14 protein-coding genes are annotated in these 17,001 nt (G+C 61.5%); 8 read left to right on the forward strand and 6 right to left on the reverse strand.

All coding sequences use genetic code 11. The features are described from left to right. Positions 1 to 145: 145 nt before the first annotated feature. Complete coding sequence (locus tag CSZ94_RS00300) at positions 146 to 778, forward strand: RNA pyrophosphohydrolase (protein ID WP_102119652.1); 633 nt, start codon at positions 146 to 148, stop codon at positions 776 to 778. 100 nt (positions 779 to 878) lie between these two features. Here the strand turns inward: CSZ94_RS00300 and mqo are convergent, their stop codons facing one another. Further along, positions 879 to 2,462 carry a malate dehydrogenase (quinone) gene (gene mqo / locus CSZ94_RS00305; RefSeq protein WP_374703550.1) on the reverse strand — a complete coding sequence of 528 codons (1,584 nt, stop codon included), beginning with the start codon at positions 2,460 to 2,462 and terminating at the stop codon, positions 879 to 881. A 442-nt stretch (positions 2,463 to 2,904) separates the two neighbouring features. Here mqo and CSZ94_RS00310 point away from each other — a divergent pair, with 442 nt between their 5' ends. The 3 genes from CSZ94_RS00310 to CSZ94_RS00320 all read left to right on the forward strand — a co-directional run bounded on the left by CSZ94_RS00310 (position 2,905) and on the right by CSZ94_RS00320 (position 7,041). Next, complete coding sequence (locus CSZ94_RS00310; protein WP_102119654.1) at positions 2,905 to 3,327, forward strand: DUF1841 family protein; 423 nt, start codon at positions 2,905 to 2,907, stop codon at positions 3,325 to 3,327. A gap of 100 nt (positions 3,328 to 3,427) precedes the next feature. Continuing rightward, a complete protein-coding gene (locus CSZ94_RS00315; protein ID WP_102119655.1) occupies positions 3,428 to 5,575 on the forward strand; it encodes a T6SS effector phospholipase Tle3 domain-containing protein in 2,148 nt (715 codons plus the stop codon). Next, positions 5,575 to 7,041 carry a virulence factor gene (locus CSZ94_RS00320; protein ID WP_102119656.1) on the forward strand — a complete coding sequence of 489 codons (1,467 nt, stop codon included), beginning with the start codon at positions 5,575 to 5,577 and terminating at the stop codon, positions 7,039 to 7,041. The genes CSZ94_RS00315 and CSZ94_RS00320 overlap by 1 nt, the downstream gene beginning before the upstream one ends. Positions 7,042 to 7,043: 2 nt before the next feature. On the opposite strand, the gene CSZ94_RS00325 is transcribed toward CSZ94_RS00320, so the two are convergent. Genes CSZ94_RS00325 through nirK form a run of 3 tightly spaced genes read right to left on the reverse strand, consistent with a single transcriptional unit; the run spans position 7,044 to position 11,520 of the window. Beyond that, positions 7,044 to 9,323 carry a nitric-oxide reductase large subunit gene (locus tag CSZ94_RS00325; RefSeq protein ID WP_102119657.1) on the reverse strand — a complete coding sequence of 760 codons (2,280 nt, stop codon included), beginning with the start codon at positions 9,321 to 9,323 and terminating at the stop codon, positions 7,044 to 7,046. A gap of 14 nt (positions 9,324 to 9,337) precedes the next feature. Beyond that, the gene (ytfE, locus tag CSZ94_RS00330) at positions 9,338 to 10,015 is read right to left on the reverse strand and encodes an iron-sulfur cluster repair protein YtfE (protein WP_102119658.1); all 678 of its coding nucleotides are present in this window, start codon (positions 10,013 to 10,015) and stop codon (positions 9,338 to 9,340) included. A 29-nt stretch (positions 10,016 to 10,044) separates the two neighbouring features. Then, the gene (gene nirK / locus CSZ94_RS00335; RefSeq protein ID WP_102119659.1) at positions 10,045 to 11,520 is read right to left on the reverse strand and encodes a copper-containing nitrite reductase; all 1,476 of its coding nucleotides are present in this window, start codon (positions 11,518 to 11,520) and stop codon (positions 10,045 to 10,047) included. 150 nt (positions 11,521 to 11,670) lie between these two features. Here nirK and norR point away from each other — a divergent pair, with 150 nt between their 5' ends. Continuing rightward, a complete protein-coding gene (gene norR / locus CSZ94_RS00340) occupies positions 11,671 to 13,227 on the forward strand; it encodes a nitric oxide reductase transcriptional regulator NorR (protein WP_102119660.1) in 1,557 nt (518 codons plus the stop codon). A gap of 13 nt (positions 13,228 to 13,240) precedes the next feature. On the opposite strand, the gene CSZ94_RS00345 is transcribed toward norR, so the two are convergent. Both CSZ94_RS00345 and CSZ94_RS00350 read right to left on the reverse strand, forming a co-directional pair. Further along, complete coding sequence (locus tag CSZ94_RS00345; protein ID WP_071075485.1) at positions 13,241 to 13,582, reverse strand: c-type cytochrome; 342 nt, start codon at positions 13,580 to 13,582, stop codon at positions 13,241 to 13,243. Between the two features lie 11 nt (positions 13,583 to 13,593). Beyond that, the gene (locus CSZ94_RS00350) at positions 13,594 to 13,923 is read right to left on the reverse strand and encodes a c-type cytochrome (RefSeq protein WP_092796428.1); all 330 of its coding nucleotides are present in this window, start codon (positions 13,921 to 13,923) and stop codon (positions 13,594 to 13,596) included. A 233-nt stretch (positions 13,924 to 14,156) separates the two neighbouring features. Between CSZ94_RS00350 and CSZ94_RS00355 the strand changes: the two genes are divergently transcribed. Genes CSZ94_RS00355 through CSZ94_RS00365 form a run of 3 tightly spaced genes read left to right on the forward strand, consistent with a single transcriptional unit; the run spans position 14,157 to position 16,837 of the window. After that, positions 14,157 to 15,026, forward strand: a complete 870-nt coding sequence (locus CSZ94_RS00355) for an AAA family ATPase (RefSeq protein ID WP_102119661.1) — start codon at positions 14,157 to 14,159, stop codon at positions 15,024 to 15,026. Positions 15,027 to 15,035: 9 nt separating this feature from the next. Further along, positions 15,036 to 15,674 (forward strand): GNAT family N-acetyltransferase, encoded by a 639-nt coding sequence (locus CSZ94_RS00360; protein WP_102119662.1) that lies wholly within the window; start codon positions 15,036 to 15,038, stop codon positions 15,672 to 15,674. Further along, positions 15,668 to 16,837 carry a vWA domain-containing protein gene (locus tag CSZ94_RS00365; RefSeq protein ID WP_102119663.1) on the forward strand — a complete coding sequence of 390 codons (1,170 nt, stop codon included), beginning with the start codon at positions 15,668 to 15,670 and terminating at the stop codon, positions 16,835 to 16,837. Before CSZ94_RS00360 ends, CSZ94_RS00365 begins: the two co-directional genes overlap by 7 nt. The last annotated feature ends 164 nt before the right edge of the window (positions 16,838 to 17,001 follow it).

A 17,001-nucleotide genomic window follows, 5' to 3' on the forward strand; every position in this document is an offset into this window, starting at 1 on the left:
TGGCTGATGCGTCCATACTTTACACAAATGCGCTCAATTGGTGCGATTCCGGCGCTTTTCGCACCCCGAAAAGGTCACCGGCTTGCGAAGTTGTGGGTAATTATGTAAAAAAAGACGCTCTGCCGCAGAAAGTTTGAGGTGCATTATGCTCGACCGTGAAGGGTTTCGGCCCAACGTCGGCATCATCCTGCTAAACGCCCAGAACGAGGTGTGGTGGGGCAAGCGGGTGCGCGAGCACTCATGGCAGTTTCCGCAAGGCGGTATCAAATATGGCGAAACACCGGAACAAGCCATGTTTCGCGAACTTGAAGAGGAAATCGGACTCAGACAGGAACACGTCAAAATTGTCGGCCGCACCCGCGACTGGCTGCGCTATGAAGTGCCTGACCACTTCATCAAGCGCGAGATTCGCGGCCATTACCGTGGCCAGAAGCAGATTTGGTTTCTGCTGAGAATGTGCGCGCGCGATAACGACGTCAATCTGCGCCTGACCGACCATCCCGAGTTCGACGCCTGGCGCTGGCATGAATATTGGGTCCCGCTCGATGTCGTGATTGAATTTAAACGCGATGTGTATCAGCGCGCCTTGCAGGAGCTGTCCCGCTTCCTGACCTGGCCCGTGCATGGCAACGCACAGCAAGCGCACCGCCACACCTCGCGCTACCTGCGCCAACCCCATGCGCCACGCGGGCAGGATGGCGCGTCACTGGCCCAGCCTTGCGACGGCATTGCCGCCGAAGGATGTACGCCGGAGCTGATCTTGCCGGACAAGGGGTAGTCCGCCGCAATGAACGCACTCTCCCACGCAAAAGGGGCAGCCTGAACAGGCTGCCCCTTTTTTCATGCCGGCAGGACACTCCCCTGCCGGGCAAGTCAACTTAGTTGGCCGCAGGCGGTACATCCAGGGTGATGGCTTTCAGACCCAGGATATTGCTGCTGTAGTGGCGGATCTTGTTGGCCAGGACCGGGGCATTGTTCAGCTTTTGACCATATGACGGCACCATTTCCACCATCTTCGCCTGCCATTCCGGCGTGGCCAGGCGGCTCTTGAAGGCCGTTTGCAGTACCTTGATCATGATCGGCGGCGCGGTCGAGGCACCGGGCGAGGCGCCCAGCAGGGCGACGATGCTGCCATCGGCGGCGCCGACGACTTCCGTGCCAAACTGCAGCAAGCCGCCCTTGACCGTGTCATCCTTGACGATCTGCACGCGCTGGCCGGCGTTTTGCAAGGTCCAGTCTTCCATCTTGGCGTTCGGCAAGTATTCGCGCAGGGTTTTCAAACGGTCTTCCGGCGTGTTCATGACTTGCTCGACCAGGTATTTCGTCAGCGGAATATTGTCGTAGCCAGCCTGCAGCATGGGCTTGACGTTGCCGCTGCCAATCGAGGCTGGCAAGTCGGTCCACGAACCGTTTTTCAGGAACTTGGTCGAGAAAGTGGCAAACGGGCCAAACAGCAGGGCTTTCTTGCCATCGATGATGCGCGTATCGAGATGTGGCACGGACATCGGCGGCGAACCGACGGATGCCTTGCCGTAGACCTTGGCCGCATGCGCCGCCACCAGGTCGGGATTGGTGGTAACCAGCCATTGGCCGCCCACCGGCACGCCGCCGTAGCCTTTGGCTTCAGGAATGCCCGATTTTTCCAGCAGCGGCAGCGAACCGCCACCGGCACCGATGAAGACGAACTTGGCGCGCACGATTTTTTCCTTGCCGGCGTTCAAGTCTTTCACCGTCACGTTCCACACGCCATCGGCGCCGCGCCGGATGTCTTCCACCTGGTGGCGCAGGTGCAGGACCATGCCATGGCTGTCCGTCAGGTAGCTCACCAGACCGCGCGTGAGGTTGCCGAAATTGACGTCGGTACCGATTTCCATGCGCGTCGCGGCCACTTTCTGGCCCTGGTCGCGCCCTTGCATGACCAGCGGCGCCCATTGCGCGATCTGCGCCGGGTCTTCCGAGTACAGCATGCCCTTGAACAGGTTTTGCTTTTGCAGCGCTGCATAGCGCTTGTGCAAGAAAGCGATATTGGCATCGCCCCAGACAAAGGCCATGTGCGGCACGTTGTTGATGAAGGTTTGCGGCGCGCCCAGGTGCTTGTTGGCTACCTGATAGGCCCAGAATTGCTTGGAAATTTCGAATTGCTCGTTGATATCAACGGCTTTCTTGGTCTCGATGCTGCCATCGGCCGCTTCCGGCGTGTAGTTCAGCTCGGCGAACGCCGAGTGGCCCGTGCCCGCGTTATTCATCGCATCCGAGCTTTCGGCGGCGACAGAATCGAGGCGTTCGACCATTTCCATGGTCAGCGAAGGATCGAGTTCCTTGAGCATGCTGCCCAGGGTGGCGCTCATGGTGCCGGCGCCGATCAGCAGCACATCGACCGGTTTTTCGGACGAGGCCGGAGGGGTCTTGTCACATGCCGCCAGGATCAGGCACGACATCAAAAGTAATAGCGATTTACGCATTCGTAACTCCATTTTTGGATACTGAAGGATGATTCTTGCGCGCCACTGTGGCGGCACCATCGCTGTATGAAATGAAAACAGTTGGCCAACCGGAACACCAGGGCGGCCGGACAGCGCAATGTCGATGGTGATAGGCATGCTGCCGCGCTCCGGGATAAGCCAGGAGCGAGATCTGGTGGCAAAGGTGCGGGCAATGAAAACACGGAGTGGCAATAAAATCGCCGTCATGTCCAGTGCAAATATCAAGAGCGGCGATTTTATCACCGTTATTTGGCACCGCCAGGCTGCGACGGTAGTGGATAATACTTACTGCAGGGTATTAAATAACAGTGACTATCGGGTCATGCCAGCGGGCGCCGGACGGCAAAAAGGGCATCCCCGATGCCCTTTGCTTATCTACGCGGTACAATGCCCGCTGCCCTTTAGCCATAGTCCTTCAGCCATGTTCAACCCCTCTTCCGACGATGTGCGCCGCTTCTTTTGCGACACTTTGCGCAAGCACAGCGCCCATGATATCCTCACGCCGATGGAAGCCATCGCGCTCGACTGGATCCTCGAACACCCCGAGTATGAAAACGAGCTCTCCGATGTCGAAGCGGCACTGGCGCGCGACTATTCCGTCGAAGGGGGACAAGCCAATCCTTTCCTGCACCTGTCCATGCATCTGTCGATCACGGAACAGGTGCAGGTGGACCAGCCGCGCGGCATCCGCCCGGCCGTGCAGCAACTCACGCAGCGCCTCGATTCGGCCCATGCAGCCCAGCACGAAGTGATGGAATGCCTGGGCCAGATGATCTGGGCTTCGCAGCGCTCGGGCTTGCCGCCCGATACGGATGCGTATATCGACTGCGTGCGGCGCCGCTAAACCCAAGGTAGTATTCTGCACAAGTTTGCTTGATCTGGCATAAGACATACAGATAAGCAACACTCTACAGTGGCAACTCCAGCCATGAACAGGGTGTGCCATGAGCGATCCCAGCAACGGACCGGTTAAACCCGCTATCGATCCCCGCCTTATCATGGTAGGCAGGGTCTGCGGCAGCACCAATTTCAGCCACAGCCTGCTGGACTGCCTGCAGCAGATGCCGTCACCGGGCATCGTCATCTTTGTGCATGGCGTCAATTCCGATGGCGAGTGGTACCACCAGAGCGAGGAGGGCCTGTGCAAGGGCTTGAATACCCGCCTGAAACGCTGCGATGAACACCTGGCCTACCCCAGCGTGGAAGGTGGACAGTTATGGCCCGTTACCTACCGGCGCGAATTGACGGATGACGGCTTTGTCGACCCCGACCGCACGCCCAACACCTTCATTGCCGACGCCGGGCACCACTCGCCCGTGATCCAGTTCCGCTGGGGTTACAAGGCCAGTGACCTCGAATTACAGGAATACGGCGCTTCCATTTATCTCAACGAATATGACTACTGGGGCGGCGGGCCATTCGCGAACGGCTGTTCTTCCTTGCCTGACCTGTGGGGCAATGGCTTGCTCGATACCTTGTTTCTGTGGATACATATCGAACACCTCAACCCCCTCAACGACGCCATGGTGTTTTCGGCGCCGCCTCGCCCGTATTTTGTGCTGGCCGCGCTGCGACTGGCGAAGCTGGTCGAATCGATACGCAAGGAACAGGCCGACGTGCCGATTACCCTCGTGTGCCATAGCCAGGGCAATATGATCGGCATGGCGGCCGCCTTCCTGGGCGACAAGATGGCCGATGTGCAAGATGCAGCAGGGATCAAGGGCCGCTGCGTGGCCGACACCTATGTGCTGTGCAATCCGCCATACAGCGTACTCGAAGACAACAGCACGGAAGACTGGGTGCAAGGCCAGGAGGCGGATCCGGACGGCAACGTGGGCCGGCAGACCTGCCAGGCGCGCATCGAGACCTTGAAAAACTTCTTCAAGATCGTCGGCCAGCAGGCCGATGTGCCGCCGCATTCAGCCGCGCTGGCGCAACTGGCCGCCAACCACGCGCACGGTTTTACGCCGGATAGCGACAGCAACAACTACCGTTGCGGCCCCGTCACCACCACACGCGGCAAGGTCACCTTGTATTGCAATCCGCATGACCGGGTCATCTCCTCGACCGCCATCCAGGGCATGGGCTGGCGCGGCCTGTGCGCAGCCGAAATTCAGGCGGCGCAAGGAAAGAATGTATTCACGCAGCGGGTGTTTTCCCAAGGCTACCCCGTCGGCAAGCCAGGAATTTATGATTACTGGAGCAAGCAACACAATCATCCGGAACGGGGCAGCCTGGACTTCTGGGTGCCGCATTCGAAGATCGCCGACTATTCCAGCCAGAAAGGGCGATTGGCCAACAGCACGGGAAGCGGCCGCGCCATGACGCAAGTCGCCGCCCTGGCCTTGATTCCCCTGGCGAAAGGAGCGGGCGTGCGCATCAACGCGCTGCCGCCGCGCGACTGGAGCATCCCCGTCAATGCGCCGGCGCTGCCCGAACCGTTCTTGCCGCAGGCAGTGCAGTACGGCGTGGCCAGCGAGGACTTCGACCAGCTATACAATCCGCGCGGCAGCCTGCGCGATCCACGGCGCGGCCATGCTGCCGGCGATCCCTACCAGGCCTTGAGCGATGAGCAGATAGGCGCGCCCAAGGGCGACCGCGACAGCCACGCCACCATGCTGTACGAAGACCACGCCCGCGTGCGCTTGATGGCCAAACGCACGGGCCGCACGCCGATGGGAGAGAAGGTCAGCGAAGAAGACATGCCGGCCACCGCCAGCGAAGAGCACAAGCGATGGCGCGGCGACATCATCACCGCCAATCTGGCCGCCAACCTCGACACGCACGCCACCGACCATTCAACCATCACGACCAATGGCATGCATGCGGAAAAGGCATTGGCGTATGACGTGGCGGTGGGGGTAAGCCATATTCCAGAAAAGGCGTTGCGCGAATTGCGAGTGATAGCCGATTGGCGATTGTTGAAGAACTTGGATGACAGTCATTCGCACAAGATATTTCATGAATACTTTAGAACTGGAAAATTCAAGACAATGAGTGTGTTCGATTGGGTTCATAGTCCTGGCAGCACTGGCGCGTTACCAGATTCCATCGCTAACAAACGCAGGAACTCGCGCTGGAAGGATCACTGATGCGTACACTGATCGCCACTCCCCTACGCCGCCTGGCTTGGAGTTGCTGTGCATTTTTCCTGCTTGCCAGCATGGCAGTCTGGTTCGCCAGCCAGTCCGACGCCGCTCCCCTCACCGATGGAGACATGATGAAACGCTATCTCGTGATGCCGTTGTTATTTGCCCTGATAATATTTTCCTTGCTCAGTGCTTGCGCGATCAAGCCAGCCACGAAAGGCGATGTCGCGACAGCGACGCCTGCGCAGCCAGCCAGGCCTTATATGGCCCAGGTGGTGGGCGTGCAATGGCTCAATCCCTTGCAACGGCGCGACTATTCGACGGAATGGCAATTGTTGTGGACCTTGGGGCTGGCCAAGCCGAACCAGAACGATGACAAAGTCAGGGAAAATCCAGCGCGCTTTAGCAAGGTGCAATCCATCGGCATGATTGCATCGGGTAACGATGGCGAGGAGACCTTCAAAGGCTATCACCATAAATACGTGGATGAGCTGACATTATTGTTCCGTCAATCCTATTTCGCCAATGGCAGTTACTTCTACAACGCGCACTCGCTGAAAGACAAATCGACCCGGCGCGAACTGGCCGGCATCCATATCGAGTATGCACTGCCCGCCGGAAGGCTCGATCCAGTGGAAGCGGGCAACTTTTTGCGCGACAATATCAGCGATACCTTCAGCATCGGCAACCCCCACTTCCCCAATTCCTGGACTACGGCAACGCCGCCCGACGTGCGCGTGACGATGGGCGGCGCGAACGCAGGTTTTACCTCGCTGGCGGCGGGCCTGGCATATTTGCAGGCGCATCCCGATAAAACCGTATGGGTGATGAACTGGGACGCGCCCAGCTTTCCGCCCAAGGATGAGCAGATCGATGAAAACATCGCTCTGTTGATACTGGCCGGTCCCGACTTCAAGACACAGCGTGCGCCGCTGGCCTGGCTGGGCTTCCCGGCAACGGCCGCCGTCGCCGACTACCAGGCGGCGAAAGGACAACCGCCGCGCGCGGTGCAGGCATGGGCGGCGGCCATCGAACAGGCGGCGGAGCAGGTCAATCTCGATACTGACAAGATAGCCTATGTGATCCACGATGCGGGCAACAGATATCCGGCATCTTCCGAGCGCATTGGCTCGCTGGCACAAAGCTTGACACTGAATTTACCCGATCTGGATTTTACCAAGCAAACCTTCAACACCTCGGCCCTGCTGGGCGAGATGGGGGCCGGCACGGCGCTGACGAATGTGGCGCTGGCCGTCGCCTACGCGAATCACCAGGGCCGGCCGGTGCTGGTGGCAGGCACGGGCGACCTGGAGGCGCCCGTTGCCCTGCTGGTGGCGCCACCTGCGGTGGCGCGCCCCATCGATCCGGAAAAACCCTGGTTCCGCGCACGCGGCGAAGCTTCAGTCTTTTTACCGTGGTGGGGACTGCGCCACGATGCCAAGGCCTTGATGCAGGGCTATTCGAACTGAGCTCACAATGGCGTGCCGGCAGCCGCCGGTCGCGTGCCCTCGCTTACCTGCGGCCTTAGCAACCCCAGCACCACCTGCAACGCCATGGCGACGGCGCCGACGATGAATACCACGTCACCGAACGTGCGTATCCAGCGCAGGTTTTGCAGCAGTGGCTGCTGCATGAATGCCTCGCTGCGCGCATACCACAGGCCTTCCGTCACGCTGGCGTGGAACTGGATAATGCCAATCGGCAACAAGCTGGTAAAGAGCATCAGCACCAGGCCCCCGTTCAAGCCCCAGAACGCCGTCTTCATCAAGGCAGGGCTGAAGCGGTAATCGGGCCGCAAATAGCGCAGCACCAGCAAGGTAAAGCCCAGCGCCAGGAAACCGTACACGCCGAACAGCGCCGCATGCGCATGCACGGGGGTCGTGTTCAGGCCCTGGATGTAGTACAAGGCCACGGGCGGGTTGATCATGAAGCCCAGCACACCAGCGCCCAGCATGTTCCAGAAGGCGACGGCGACAAAGCACATCATCGGCCAGCGCAACTGCTCCATCCACGGCGCACGCTCCTTCAGACGCCAGTTTTCCCACGCTTCATGCCCCAGCACGATCAGCGGCACCACTTCCAGCGCGCTGAAGCTGGCGCCGATGGCCATCACGGGCGTGGTGGTGCCGGCAAAGTACAGGTGGTGGAAAGTGCCGGGTATGCCGCCCAGCATGAACAGCGAGGCCGACGCCAGGCTGGCCGTCGTGGCCATGCGCACCGACACCAGACCCAGGGTCGAGAAGATGAAGGCCAGCGCCGTGGTGGCGAAGACTTCAAAGAAACCTTCCACCCACAGGTGCACCACCCACCAGCGCCAGTACTCCATCACCGACAGGTGCGTGCGTTCGCCGTAGAACAGGCCGGCGCCATAGAACAGGCCGATAGCGCCCACGGACGCGGTCAGCAGCGCCAGCAGGTTCCTGTCGCCGCCCGGCTGGCGCAGGGCTGGCACGACGCCGCGCAGCATCAGCACGAGCCACAGCAAGATGCCGACAAACTTGCCAATTTGCCATAAACGTCCCAGGTCCACATATTCATAGCCCTGGTGGCCGAGCCAGAAATTCCACTCGGGCGGCATGATTTGCGCAATCGCCAAGTAGTTACCGATGAAGGAGCCGACAACAACGACGACCAGGGCCCAGAACAGCACATCGATGCCCAGGCGCTGCCATTTGGGATCTTTTCCGCCATTGATCAAGGGTGCCAGGAACAGGCCGGCGGCCAGGAAGCCCGTGGCGATCCAGAACAGCGCGGCCTGGATATGCCAGGTGCGCGTGAGCGCATACGGGAACCAGCGTGAGACGTCGATGCCGTAAAACTGCTGCCCTTCCACCGTGTAGTGCGCCGTAAAGCCGCCGATGAAGACCTGGAAGGTGAACAGCGCCACCACCAGGAACAGATATTTTCCCAGTCCCCGCTGCGAGGGTGTGAGCGCAAACGTGGTCAAAGGATCGCGCGCGCCGGGCGTCGGCAGCGCTTCGTCATGGTCGCGCAAAAAGGCCCAGCCCCAGACGAGGAAGCCCACGCCGGCCAGCAGCACCACCACGCTGGCGACCGACCAGACGAGGTTTTCGCCGCTGGGCTGGTTGCCAATCAGCGGTTCATGCGGCCAGTTGTTCGTATAGGTCACTTTCTGGCCCGGACGTTCGGTGGCGGCGGCCCATGCCGTCCAGAAGAAGAACTGCGTCATCTGCGCGCGCCGCTCGGCGCTGGGCAGGGTATTTTCCTTCATGGCGAAATGCTCGCGGCTGACGTGCAGCGCGGGCGCGTCGGAGAACAGCTCGTCGTAATAGTGCGCCGTGTTGGCGATGGCTTGCACGCGGCGCGCCGACAGGCGCAACACTTGCGCATCGTCGACGCGGTTGCCGCGGTATTCCATCTTGAGCGCTTCGCGCAACGCCGCCTGTGCAGGGCCGTCGAGCGCCGCGTATGCCTTGCCATGTTGCTCCTGCGCAGCCAGTTCCAGCCAGGCCGTCAGTTCGCGGTGCAGCCAGTCGGCCGTCCAGTCGGGCGCTTGGTAGGCGCCGTGGCCCCAGATGGAGCCCAGCTGCATGCCGCCCACGGATTGCCAGGCTGTCTGGCCGTCGAGGATTCCCTCGCGGTCGAACAGCTGCCGGCCATCCTGCGCCAGCACTTGTGCGGGGATGGGTGGCGCCTGCCGGTAGACTTCGACGCCATAGTAGCCGAGCAGCGAAAACGTTACGATCAGCACACCGATCAGGGTGAACCAGAGTTTTTTATAGGGACCCATGGGTCTTTCCTTTGTCAGTGCACCACGGCCGGCGCAAAGCGCTCGAACAGGATATTGTTTTCAGTATGGATGTGCGCCATCAGGTCGACACGGAAGGTGCGCAAGCCCGTGTACAGCGCGCGCCAGGTAGTGCAGGCGCCAGCCGGCGCGGTGATATCGTTCGTCATTGCCTCCATCGCGCGCAAGGCCACGCCATGGTCGTCGTGCTCCATGCGCATCACGTTGATGGGCGCGCCGGCCCGGGGGCCCTGGCCGCGCACGATCATCGGGAACAGCACGTCCTCTTCCTTGCGCATATGGCTTTCCAGCTCTTGGGCCATGGCCGACAGGTGTTCCGCCAGCCCGTGCGGACAGTCGGCGCGGTCGCCATGCACCTGCTCGACCTTGCGCGCCAGGCGTATCAGCTCGGGCAACTGCTCGCGGTGCACGGCGTGATAGCGCGCCAGGATGTGTTCCACCAACTCGGTGGCCGAGGCGTCCTGCCAGTCACGCTCGCCGCTGGCATCTGCGCGCCCTGCCAGCAGCCGCAGTTCCTCGACGATGGGCGCCGCATCCACGCCGGCCGCTTCGGCGGCCGCGCGCAGGGTCTTGTTGCCGCCGCAGCAGAAATCCAGGCGGTGCGCATCGAACAGGCGCGTGGCGCCAGGGATGCGGCGGGCCAGCTGGCCCAGGGATAACTCGATCATTTCCATAACAGTTCCTTGAGGATGAATAGGTAGATTTATTGCACGGCGCCCGCGTGGTAGACGCCCGGCACGGGTTCGCCCGTCACTTCCAGCACGCCCACGGCGCCCTTGCCGGCGCGCGACAAGGCATGGTCGACCAGCAGATAGCTGCCAGGGTGCTGTACCTTGAGTTCGACGATGGTCGCACCGCCCGGTGCCACGAGCGTGGTTTGCACGTCGTGTTTCGGGCTGCTGATCGAGCCTTCGCTGTACACTTTGTCGAATATCTCGCCGATGATGTGGAACGATGAAATCTTGTTCGGGCCACCGACGCCGAAATAGATGCGCACCGTCTCACCGACTTTCGCCTGCAATTTATGCGTCTTGCTCAGGGCGCCCACTTCGCCATTGAAGACGTAGTAGTCGGGCAACTCATTGGCCATTTTTTCCAGGTTCGGTTCCTGGTGCACGGGCGCGCCGTGCGGACGTCCCGTATACATCTCGCCCTGCATCACGTAATACTCGCGGTCCACCTTCGACAAGCCGCCTTCCGGTTCGACCAGGATCATGCCGTACATGCCGGCCGCGATATGCTGCGGCACCAGGGGCGTGGCGCAGTGGTAGACGAACAGCCCCGGATTGAGCGCCTTGAAGGTAACGGTTTTTTCCTGCCCTGGCGCCACCTGCGTGTGCTGTCCGCCGCCATGGCCGCCCGTCACCGCGTGCAGGTCGATCGAGTGGATCATCTTGCTGTCCTTGGCATTAAACAGGGTCAGCGCGATCGTATCGCCCACCTTCGCGCGCAGCATGGGGCCGGGCACCTGGCGATTGAAAGTCCAATACGTAAAACTGGTGCCGTCATCGAGCTTGCCCGACAATTCCACCGTCTCCATGCGGTACTTGAGCAACTGCGGCGCGCGCGCGCCGATGGCGGCGGGCACCTGCGCCGGATTGGCCGCCACGCTGACGGCCGAGGGATCGGGGCCGCGCATCGGCGATGGCGCGGGCGTGTACAGGGCCAGCGCGGCGGCCTGGCTGGACTCGCTGGCAACGCCGGCAGCCTTCGGTGCCCGCGCTTCGGCCAGCGACGTGCCACTCACTTCCAGCTTGCCTTCCATGCCGATCTGGCGGTGGCCGGGAATCGAGCAGTAATAGGTAAACGTGCCGGCGCGCGTGACCTTGAAGCGCACGCTGGTGCTGCCGCTGTTGGCGCTGAATTTGGCGGATGCCACGTTCAGTTCGGGAATGAGCAAGTCGTGCTCAGCACCTTCGCCGCTTTTCAGCACGAGTTCGACCGTGTCGCCCACCTTGGCCGCCAGCACGGGGTTGACCTGCCCCTTGGCGTCGATGAATACCATTTTGCCGTCGACGATATTGGTTTGCAGTTCATAGCGCTTGAGCGTCGCTGCGCCAGGTTTGGCCGCAGTGGCGGCAGCGGTGGCCGGCAGGCTCGCCTGGGCTTGCACGGACAGGGGCATGACCAAGACGCAGACGGCGGCGGCAATGGCGCGGAGGGAGGGGGGCGTTTTCATCAGGCTTTCCTTGGTCTTGTATGCCGGTTCGGCACTCTTACCTACGCAAACCGTGTGCCAGGAAAAACTTGTTTTAAATCAACGATTTGAAAAATGCAGGGTCGGCATGACCCTGTTTAAGTAGGGTTCGTTGTACCCTGCATGGTACTTATGACCACCACTGCTATCCACCTGCTGTTACTCACCGACCTGGTCGCCGACCTTCCCGTGGCCGTGCGCCTGCAGCGCCTGGTGGGCAGCCTGCGCGCCCACTTCGGCTGCGAAGCCGTGGCCTTGCTCAAGCTCGATGGCGAGCACCTGCGCCCCGTGGCGATGGCCGGCCTGGCCAGCGACGCGCTGGGGCGCCGCTTCGCCATCGCCGACCATCCGCGCCTGGCCGCCATCCTGCAACGGCGCGGCGTGCTGTGCTTCCATCACGACAGTTCCCTGCCCGATCCGTATGATGGCCTGATCGCCGAACGGGCCGGCGAGCCATTGCCCGTGCACGACTGCATGGGTATGGCGCTGGACCTGGAAGGTGAACGCTGGGGCGTGATCACGCTCGACGCGCTGCAGGTGGGCACCTTCAACGCACGCGCGCAGCGCGACCTGGGCGAGCTGGCCTGCGCCATCGAGGCGGCCGTGCGCGTGACCCGCCTGGAAACGGAAATCCGCGCCCTGCGCCTGTCGGGAGGCGCCATGCTGGCCGATGCGCAAGCGCCGCGCGAGGAACACGACTTCGTCGGCCAGAGCCGCGCCATCACGCAGCTGCTGCATGAATTGCAGGTAGTGGCCGAATCGGACCTGCCCGTGCTGCTGCTGGGCGAAACGGGCGTCGGCAAGGAATTGTGCGCGCACCGCCTGCACCGCCTGTCGCGCCGCGCCGGCAAGCCGCTGATCCACGTCAATTGCGCGGCCTTGCCGGAATCCCTGGCCGAGAGCGAGCTGTTTGGCCATGTGCGGGGCGCGTTTTCCGGCGCCGTCAGCGACCGGCCAGGCCGCTTCGAAGCGGCCGAAGGGGGCACGCTGTTTCTCGATGAAGTGGGAGAGTTGCCGCTGTCGATACAGGCCAAGCTGCTGCGCACCCTGCAAAATGGCGAAATCCAGCGCCTGGGCGCGGACCGGCCGCGCCGGGTCAACGTGCGCGTGATCGCCGCCACCAACCGCAGCTTGCGCGAGCATGTACGCGACGGCACGTTCCGCGCCGACCTGTATCACCGTTTATCGGTCTATCCCGTGCCGATTCCGCCGCTGCGCGAGCGGGGCAATGACGTGCTGCTGCTGGCGGGCGGTTTTCTTGAACTCAACCGTGCGCGCCTGGGCCTGCGCAGCCTGCGCCTGTCGGCCGCCGCCGAAAACGCGCTCTGCCATTACCGCTGGCCGGGCAACGTGCGCGAACTCGAGCATGTGATCAGCCGGGCCGCGCTGAAAGCCGTCATCCGTGGCGCGAACCGCAAGGACATCGTGACACTGGAAACGGATATGCTCGACCTCGATGCGCTGGAAGCGCCGGCGGGCACGGACGCGCTGCTGCCAGCGCCGGCCGCGTGCGGCACGCCGGCGGCGCCGCTGCTGTCCATGCATCAGATCGTCGAAGCGAGCCAGCGCCAGGCCATCCGGCAAGCGCTGGCCCTGCATCAGGATAACTGGGCTGCCGCCGCGCGCCATCTGGGGCTGGACGCCAGCAACTTGCACAAGCTGGCGCGCCGGGTAGGCCTGAAAGCCTGAGCCGGGCTAAAGCTCAGCGGTGAATCACCAGGGTGGTTGGCAAGCTGTGCAGGTAGGCAGCCAGGTCCTTGATGTCCTGGTTGCTCAGCGGTTTCACCTGGCCCGTCATGATGGCGTTATTGCGGCCGTTGGCCTTGTCGCCCCGTTTATACGCCGTCAATGCGTGTTCCAGGTAATCCTTGTGCTGGCCCGCCAGTTTTGGGTACGAAGGGTCGATGGGCGAACCGTAATCCTTGCCATGGCAGGTGGCGCAGCTGTATTTTTCGGCCAGGGCCTTGCCCGTGTTGATATTGCCGGCGGCGCTGGCGCCGAACGAGACGGTGGCGCAAACGAGGGCGGCGAGTAGTGTTTTCATCTGGCTGGTCCTCAGTTCGGCTTGGCTTGTTGCGCATAATACGCGGCGACATCGGCGATATCCTGGTCAGACAGGCTGCTGGCGATACCCTTCATGCTGGGGTGCTTGCGATCGCCCTTCTTGTAGGCTTGCAGCGCATTTTCAATATATTTTGCCGGCTGGCCACCGATCATCGGTACCTGGAACACTTCGGGGAAGGTCGCCTTGTAACCGGGAATGCCGTGGCAACCGATACACATTTCCACCTTGGCAGTCGCTGCCTTGGCGTTTCCTACAATGTCAGCCGCTGTGACGGCATTTGCTATGCCGGCAAGCACGAGAAGTGCAAATATTTTTTTCATAGTGGCAATGTGAACAGAGGTAATCGGAGAAACGCCAGAGCTGGTTTTTATTGATTTTATGTATAGACAATTAAGGTTGACAATTAATCTGCTGCTTGCCGATTCTAGCCAAGATATTCTTGCAAGTCCACCTATAAAACCCGCATTGTAGGCAGGCGGGCACAGGCCGTCCGCGTGGCGGTGCGTCTCAGTTCTGTTTATACTCACCCTTTCACCACTTTGGCAGACCGCTCATGCAAGCTAAGCACACCCAGCAAGGCCAACGCTTCGAAGGCTCCGACAGCTATGTCGCCACCGCCGACCTGAAACTGGCCGTGAACGCGGCGCTGACCCTGCAGCGCCCGTTGCTGATCAAGGGCGAACCGGGCACGGGCAAGACCATGCTGGCCGAAGAAGTGGCAGCCGCGCTGAACATGCCGCTGATGCAATGGCATATCAAATCGACCACCAAGGCGCAGCAGGGCCTGTACGAATACGACGCTGTGTCGCGTCTGCGCGATTCGCAACTGGGCGACGAGCGCGTGCGCGACATCCAGAACTACATCGTCAAGGGCGTGCTGTGGCAGGCGTTCACGGCACCTGAACCGGTGGTGCTCTTGATCGATGAAATCGACAAGGCCGACATCGAATTCCCGAACGACCTGCTGCGCGAACTGGACCGCATGGAATTCTATGTCTACGAAACGCGCGAAATGGTCACGGCGCGCCACCGTCCGCTGGTCATCATCACCTCGAACAACGAAAAGGAATTGCCGGACGCCTTCTTGCGCCGCTGCTTCTTCCATTACATCAAATTCCCGGACAAGGACACGATGGAGCAGATCGTCGCCGTCCACTACCCGCACCTGAAACAGGAATTGCTGGCGCAGGCCCTGCAAACCTTCTATGAAGTGCGCGACGTGCCGGGCCTGAAGAAAAAACCGTCGACGTCGGAATTCCTCGACTGGCTCAAACTCCTGCTGGCCGAAGACATCCCCTTTGACGCGCTGCGCAGCAAGGACAACAAGGCTGTCGTGCCGCCCCTGCATGGTGCGCTGCTGAAAAACGAGCAGGATGTGCACCTGTTCGAGCGCCTGATGTTCATGTCGCGCACCAACCGTTAAGGAGCACAGGTGAACGACATCAGCCCGGACAAGGTCTTCGTACCCCTGGAACTGCACGGTATCCGCCTCGAAACGCTGGCGCCACACCATGCGCCCGGGCTGCGCGCGGCGGCCACCGATGGCGAGCTGTGGAATCTGCGCGTCACCTCCGTGCCCGAACCGGACCAGGTGGACCAGTACATTTTCAAAGGCATCGAGATGCGCCCGGCACGCTTCGCCTTTGCCGTCGTCGACGCGGTCAGCGGCGAGGTGCTCGGCACCACCAGCTACCATGACGTGATACCAAGTATCGGGCGCCTGGAAATCGGCTACACCTGGTATGCCAAGCGCTGCCAGCGCAGCCACGTCAACACCACCTGCAAATTGCTGCTGCTGGCGCACGCCTTCGACACCCTCGGCTGCGCGCTGGTGGGTTTTCGCACCGATAATTTCAACCATGCCTCGCAGGCGGCCATCGAACGCCTGGGCGCAAAAAAGGATGGCGTGCTGCGCCACCATGCGCTGCGCCGCGACGGCACCGTGCGCGACACGGTCATGTACAGCATCATGCGCGGCGAGTGGCCGGAAATTGCCGCCCATTTGCGCTACAAGCTGGCGCAGCGCCCCATCGCCGCACTGCCCCGCGCGGGAGAGCCGGCGCCATGCTGATCGATTTCTTCTTCACGCTCAAGGATGCGAAGATTCCCGTCTCGATCAAGGAATTTTTGACCTTGCTCGAAGCGCTGCAAAAGAACGTCATCGACGCTTCAATGGACGATTTTTACTACCTGTCGCGCCTGACCCTGGTCAAGGATGAAGCCCATTTCGACAAGTTCGACCGCGCGTTTGCCCAGTACTTCAAGGGCGTCAACGCGGCCTTCGAGACGAATGCGGCGATTCCCCTCGACTGGCTGCTCAAGCGCATGCAGCGCGAGCTGTCCGAAGAGCAGAAGGCGCAGCTGGAGAAATTCGGCTACGACAAGCTGATGGACCGCCTGAACGCGCTGCTGAAGGAGCAGAAGGAACGCCACGAGGGCGGCAGCAAGTGGATCGGCACGGGCGGCACGTCGCCGTTCGGCAATGGCGGCACGAATCCGGAAGGCATCCGCATCGGCGGCAAGGGCGGCAACCGCACGGCCGTCAAGGTATGGGAAGCGCGCAGCTACAAGGATTACGACGGCGAGCGCGAACTGGGCACGCGCAACATCAAGGTGGCACTGCGCCGCCTGCGCAAATTCGCGCGCGAAGGCGCGGAAGACGAACTGGCGCTGGACGCCACCATCGCCGCCACAGCCAACAACGCGGGCTACCTCGACATCCGGATGCGGCCCGAGCGCAAGAACCGCATCAAGGTGCTGATGCTGCTGGATGTGGGCGGCAGCATGGACGACCATATCGAGCGCACCGAGGAGCTGTTTTCGGCGGCGAAGACGGAATTCAAGAACATGGAGTTCTTTTACTTCCATAACTGCGTCTACGATTACCTGTGGAAAAACAACCGGCGCCGCAACGCCGAGCGTTTCCCCACCTGGGACGTACTACGCAAATATCCGCCCGATACCAAGCTGATTTTTGTCGGCGACGCCACCATGAGCCCCTATGAAATCCTGCAGCCGGGCGGCTCGGTCGAATACAACAACGAAGAAGCAGGATCGACGTGGCTGGCGCGCTTTACCCAGGCGTTCCCGAAGTTCATCTGGCTCAATCCCGAGTCGGAGGGATTGTGGCAATACCGCCAGTCGATTGGCGTGATGCGGCAATTGATGAACAACCGCATGTTCCCCTTGTCAATCGACGGACTGGAACGGGGCATGCGTCTGCTTAGTAAATAAGGATACACGACAAAAAGTCCATGGCGGCAAGGGGCTGCCATGGCGTACACTGCGCCACGGCACTACCGTGCGGAGCCTCTCCGCTGCGGGCGGGTACCATACGCTAATACCAGCCCTGCCCAACCTGCTGCATCCTGTGCGCGGCCGCAATGGCCGCGATACTG

It is taken from the genome of Janthinobacterium sp. ROICE36 (assembly GCF_002869965.1).
In the GTDB taxonomy this organism is placed as follows: domain Bacteria; phylum Pseudomonadota; class Gammaproteobacteria; order Burkholderiales; family Burkholderiaceae_D; genus Janthinobacterium.

Coding starts and splice junctions, on each gene's coding strand:
- mqo (WP_374703550.1), bottom strand. CDS start 2,462: ATGCGTAAATCGCTATTACTTTTGATGTCGTGCCTGATCCTGGCGGCA.
- norR (WP_102119660.1), top strand. CDS start 11,671: ATGACCACCACTGCTATCCACCTGCTGTTACTCACCGACCTGGTCGCC.
- CSZ94_RS00345 (WP_071075485.1), bottom strand. CDS start 13,582: ATGAAAACACTACTCGCCGCCCTCGTTTGCGCCACCGTCTCGTTCGGC.
- CSZ94_RS00325 (WP_102119657.1), bottom strand. CDS start 9,323: ATGGGTCCCTATAAAAAACTCTGGTTCACCCTGATCGGTGTGCTGATC.
- CSZ94_RS00315 (WP_102119655.1), top strand. CDS start 3,428: ATGAGCGATCCCAGCAACGGACCGGTTAAACCCGCTATCGATCCCCGC.
- ytfE (WP_102119658.1), bottom strand. CDS start 10,015: ATGGAAATGATCGAGTTATCCCTGGGCCAGCTGGCCCGCCGCATCCCT.
- CSZ94_RS00355 (WP_102119661.1), top strand. CDS start 14,157: ATGCAAGCTAAGCACACCCAGCAAGGCCAACGCTTCGAAGGCTCCGAC.
- CSZ94_RS00365 (WP_102119663.1), top strand. CDS start 15,668: ATGCTGATCGATTTCTTCTTCACGCTCAAGGATGCGAAGATTCCCGTC.
- CSZ94_RS00350 (WP_092796428.1), bottom strand. CDS start 13,923: ATGAAAAAAATATTTGCACTTCTCGTGCTTGCCGGCATAGCAAATGCC.
- CSZ94_RS00320 (WP_102119656.1), top strand. CDS start 5,575: ATGCGTACACTGATCGCCACTCCCCTACGCCGCCTGGCTTGGAGTTGC.
- nirK (WP_102119659.1), bottom strand. CDS start 11,520: ATGAAAACGCCCCCCTCCCTCCGCGCCATTGCCGCCGCCGTCTGCGTC.
- CSZ94_RS00310 (WP_102119654.1), top strand. CDS start 2,905: ATGTTCAACCCCTCTTCCGACGATGTGCGCCGCTTCTTTTGCGACACT.
- CSZ94_RS00300 (WP_102119652.1), top strand. CDS start 146: ATGCTCGACCGTGAAGGGTTTCGGCCCAACGTCGGCATCATCCTGCTA.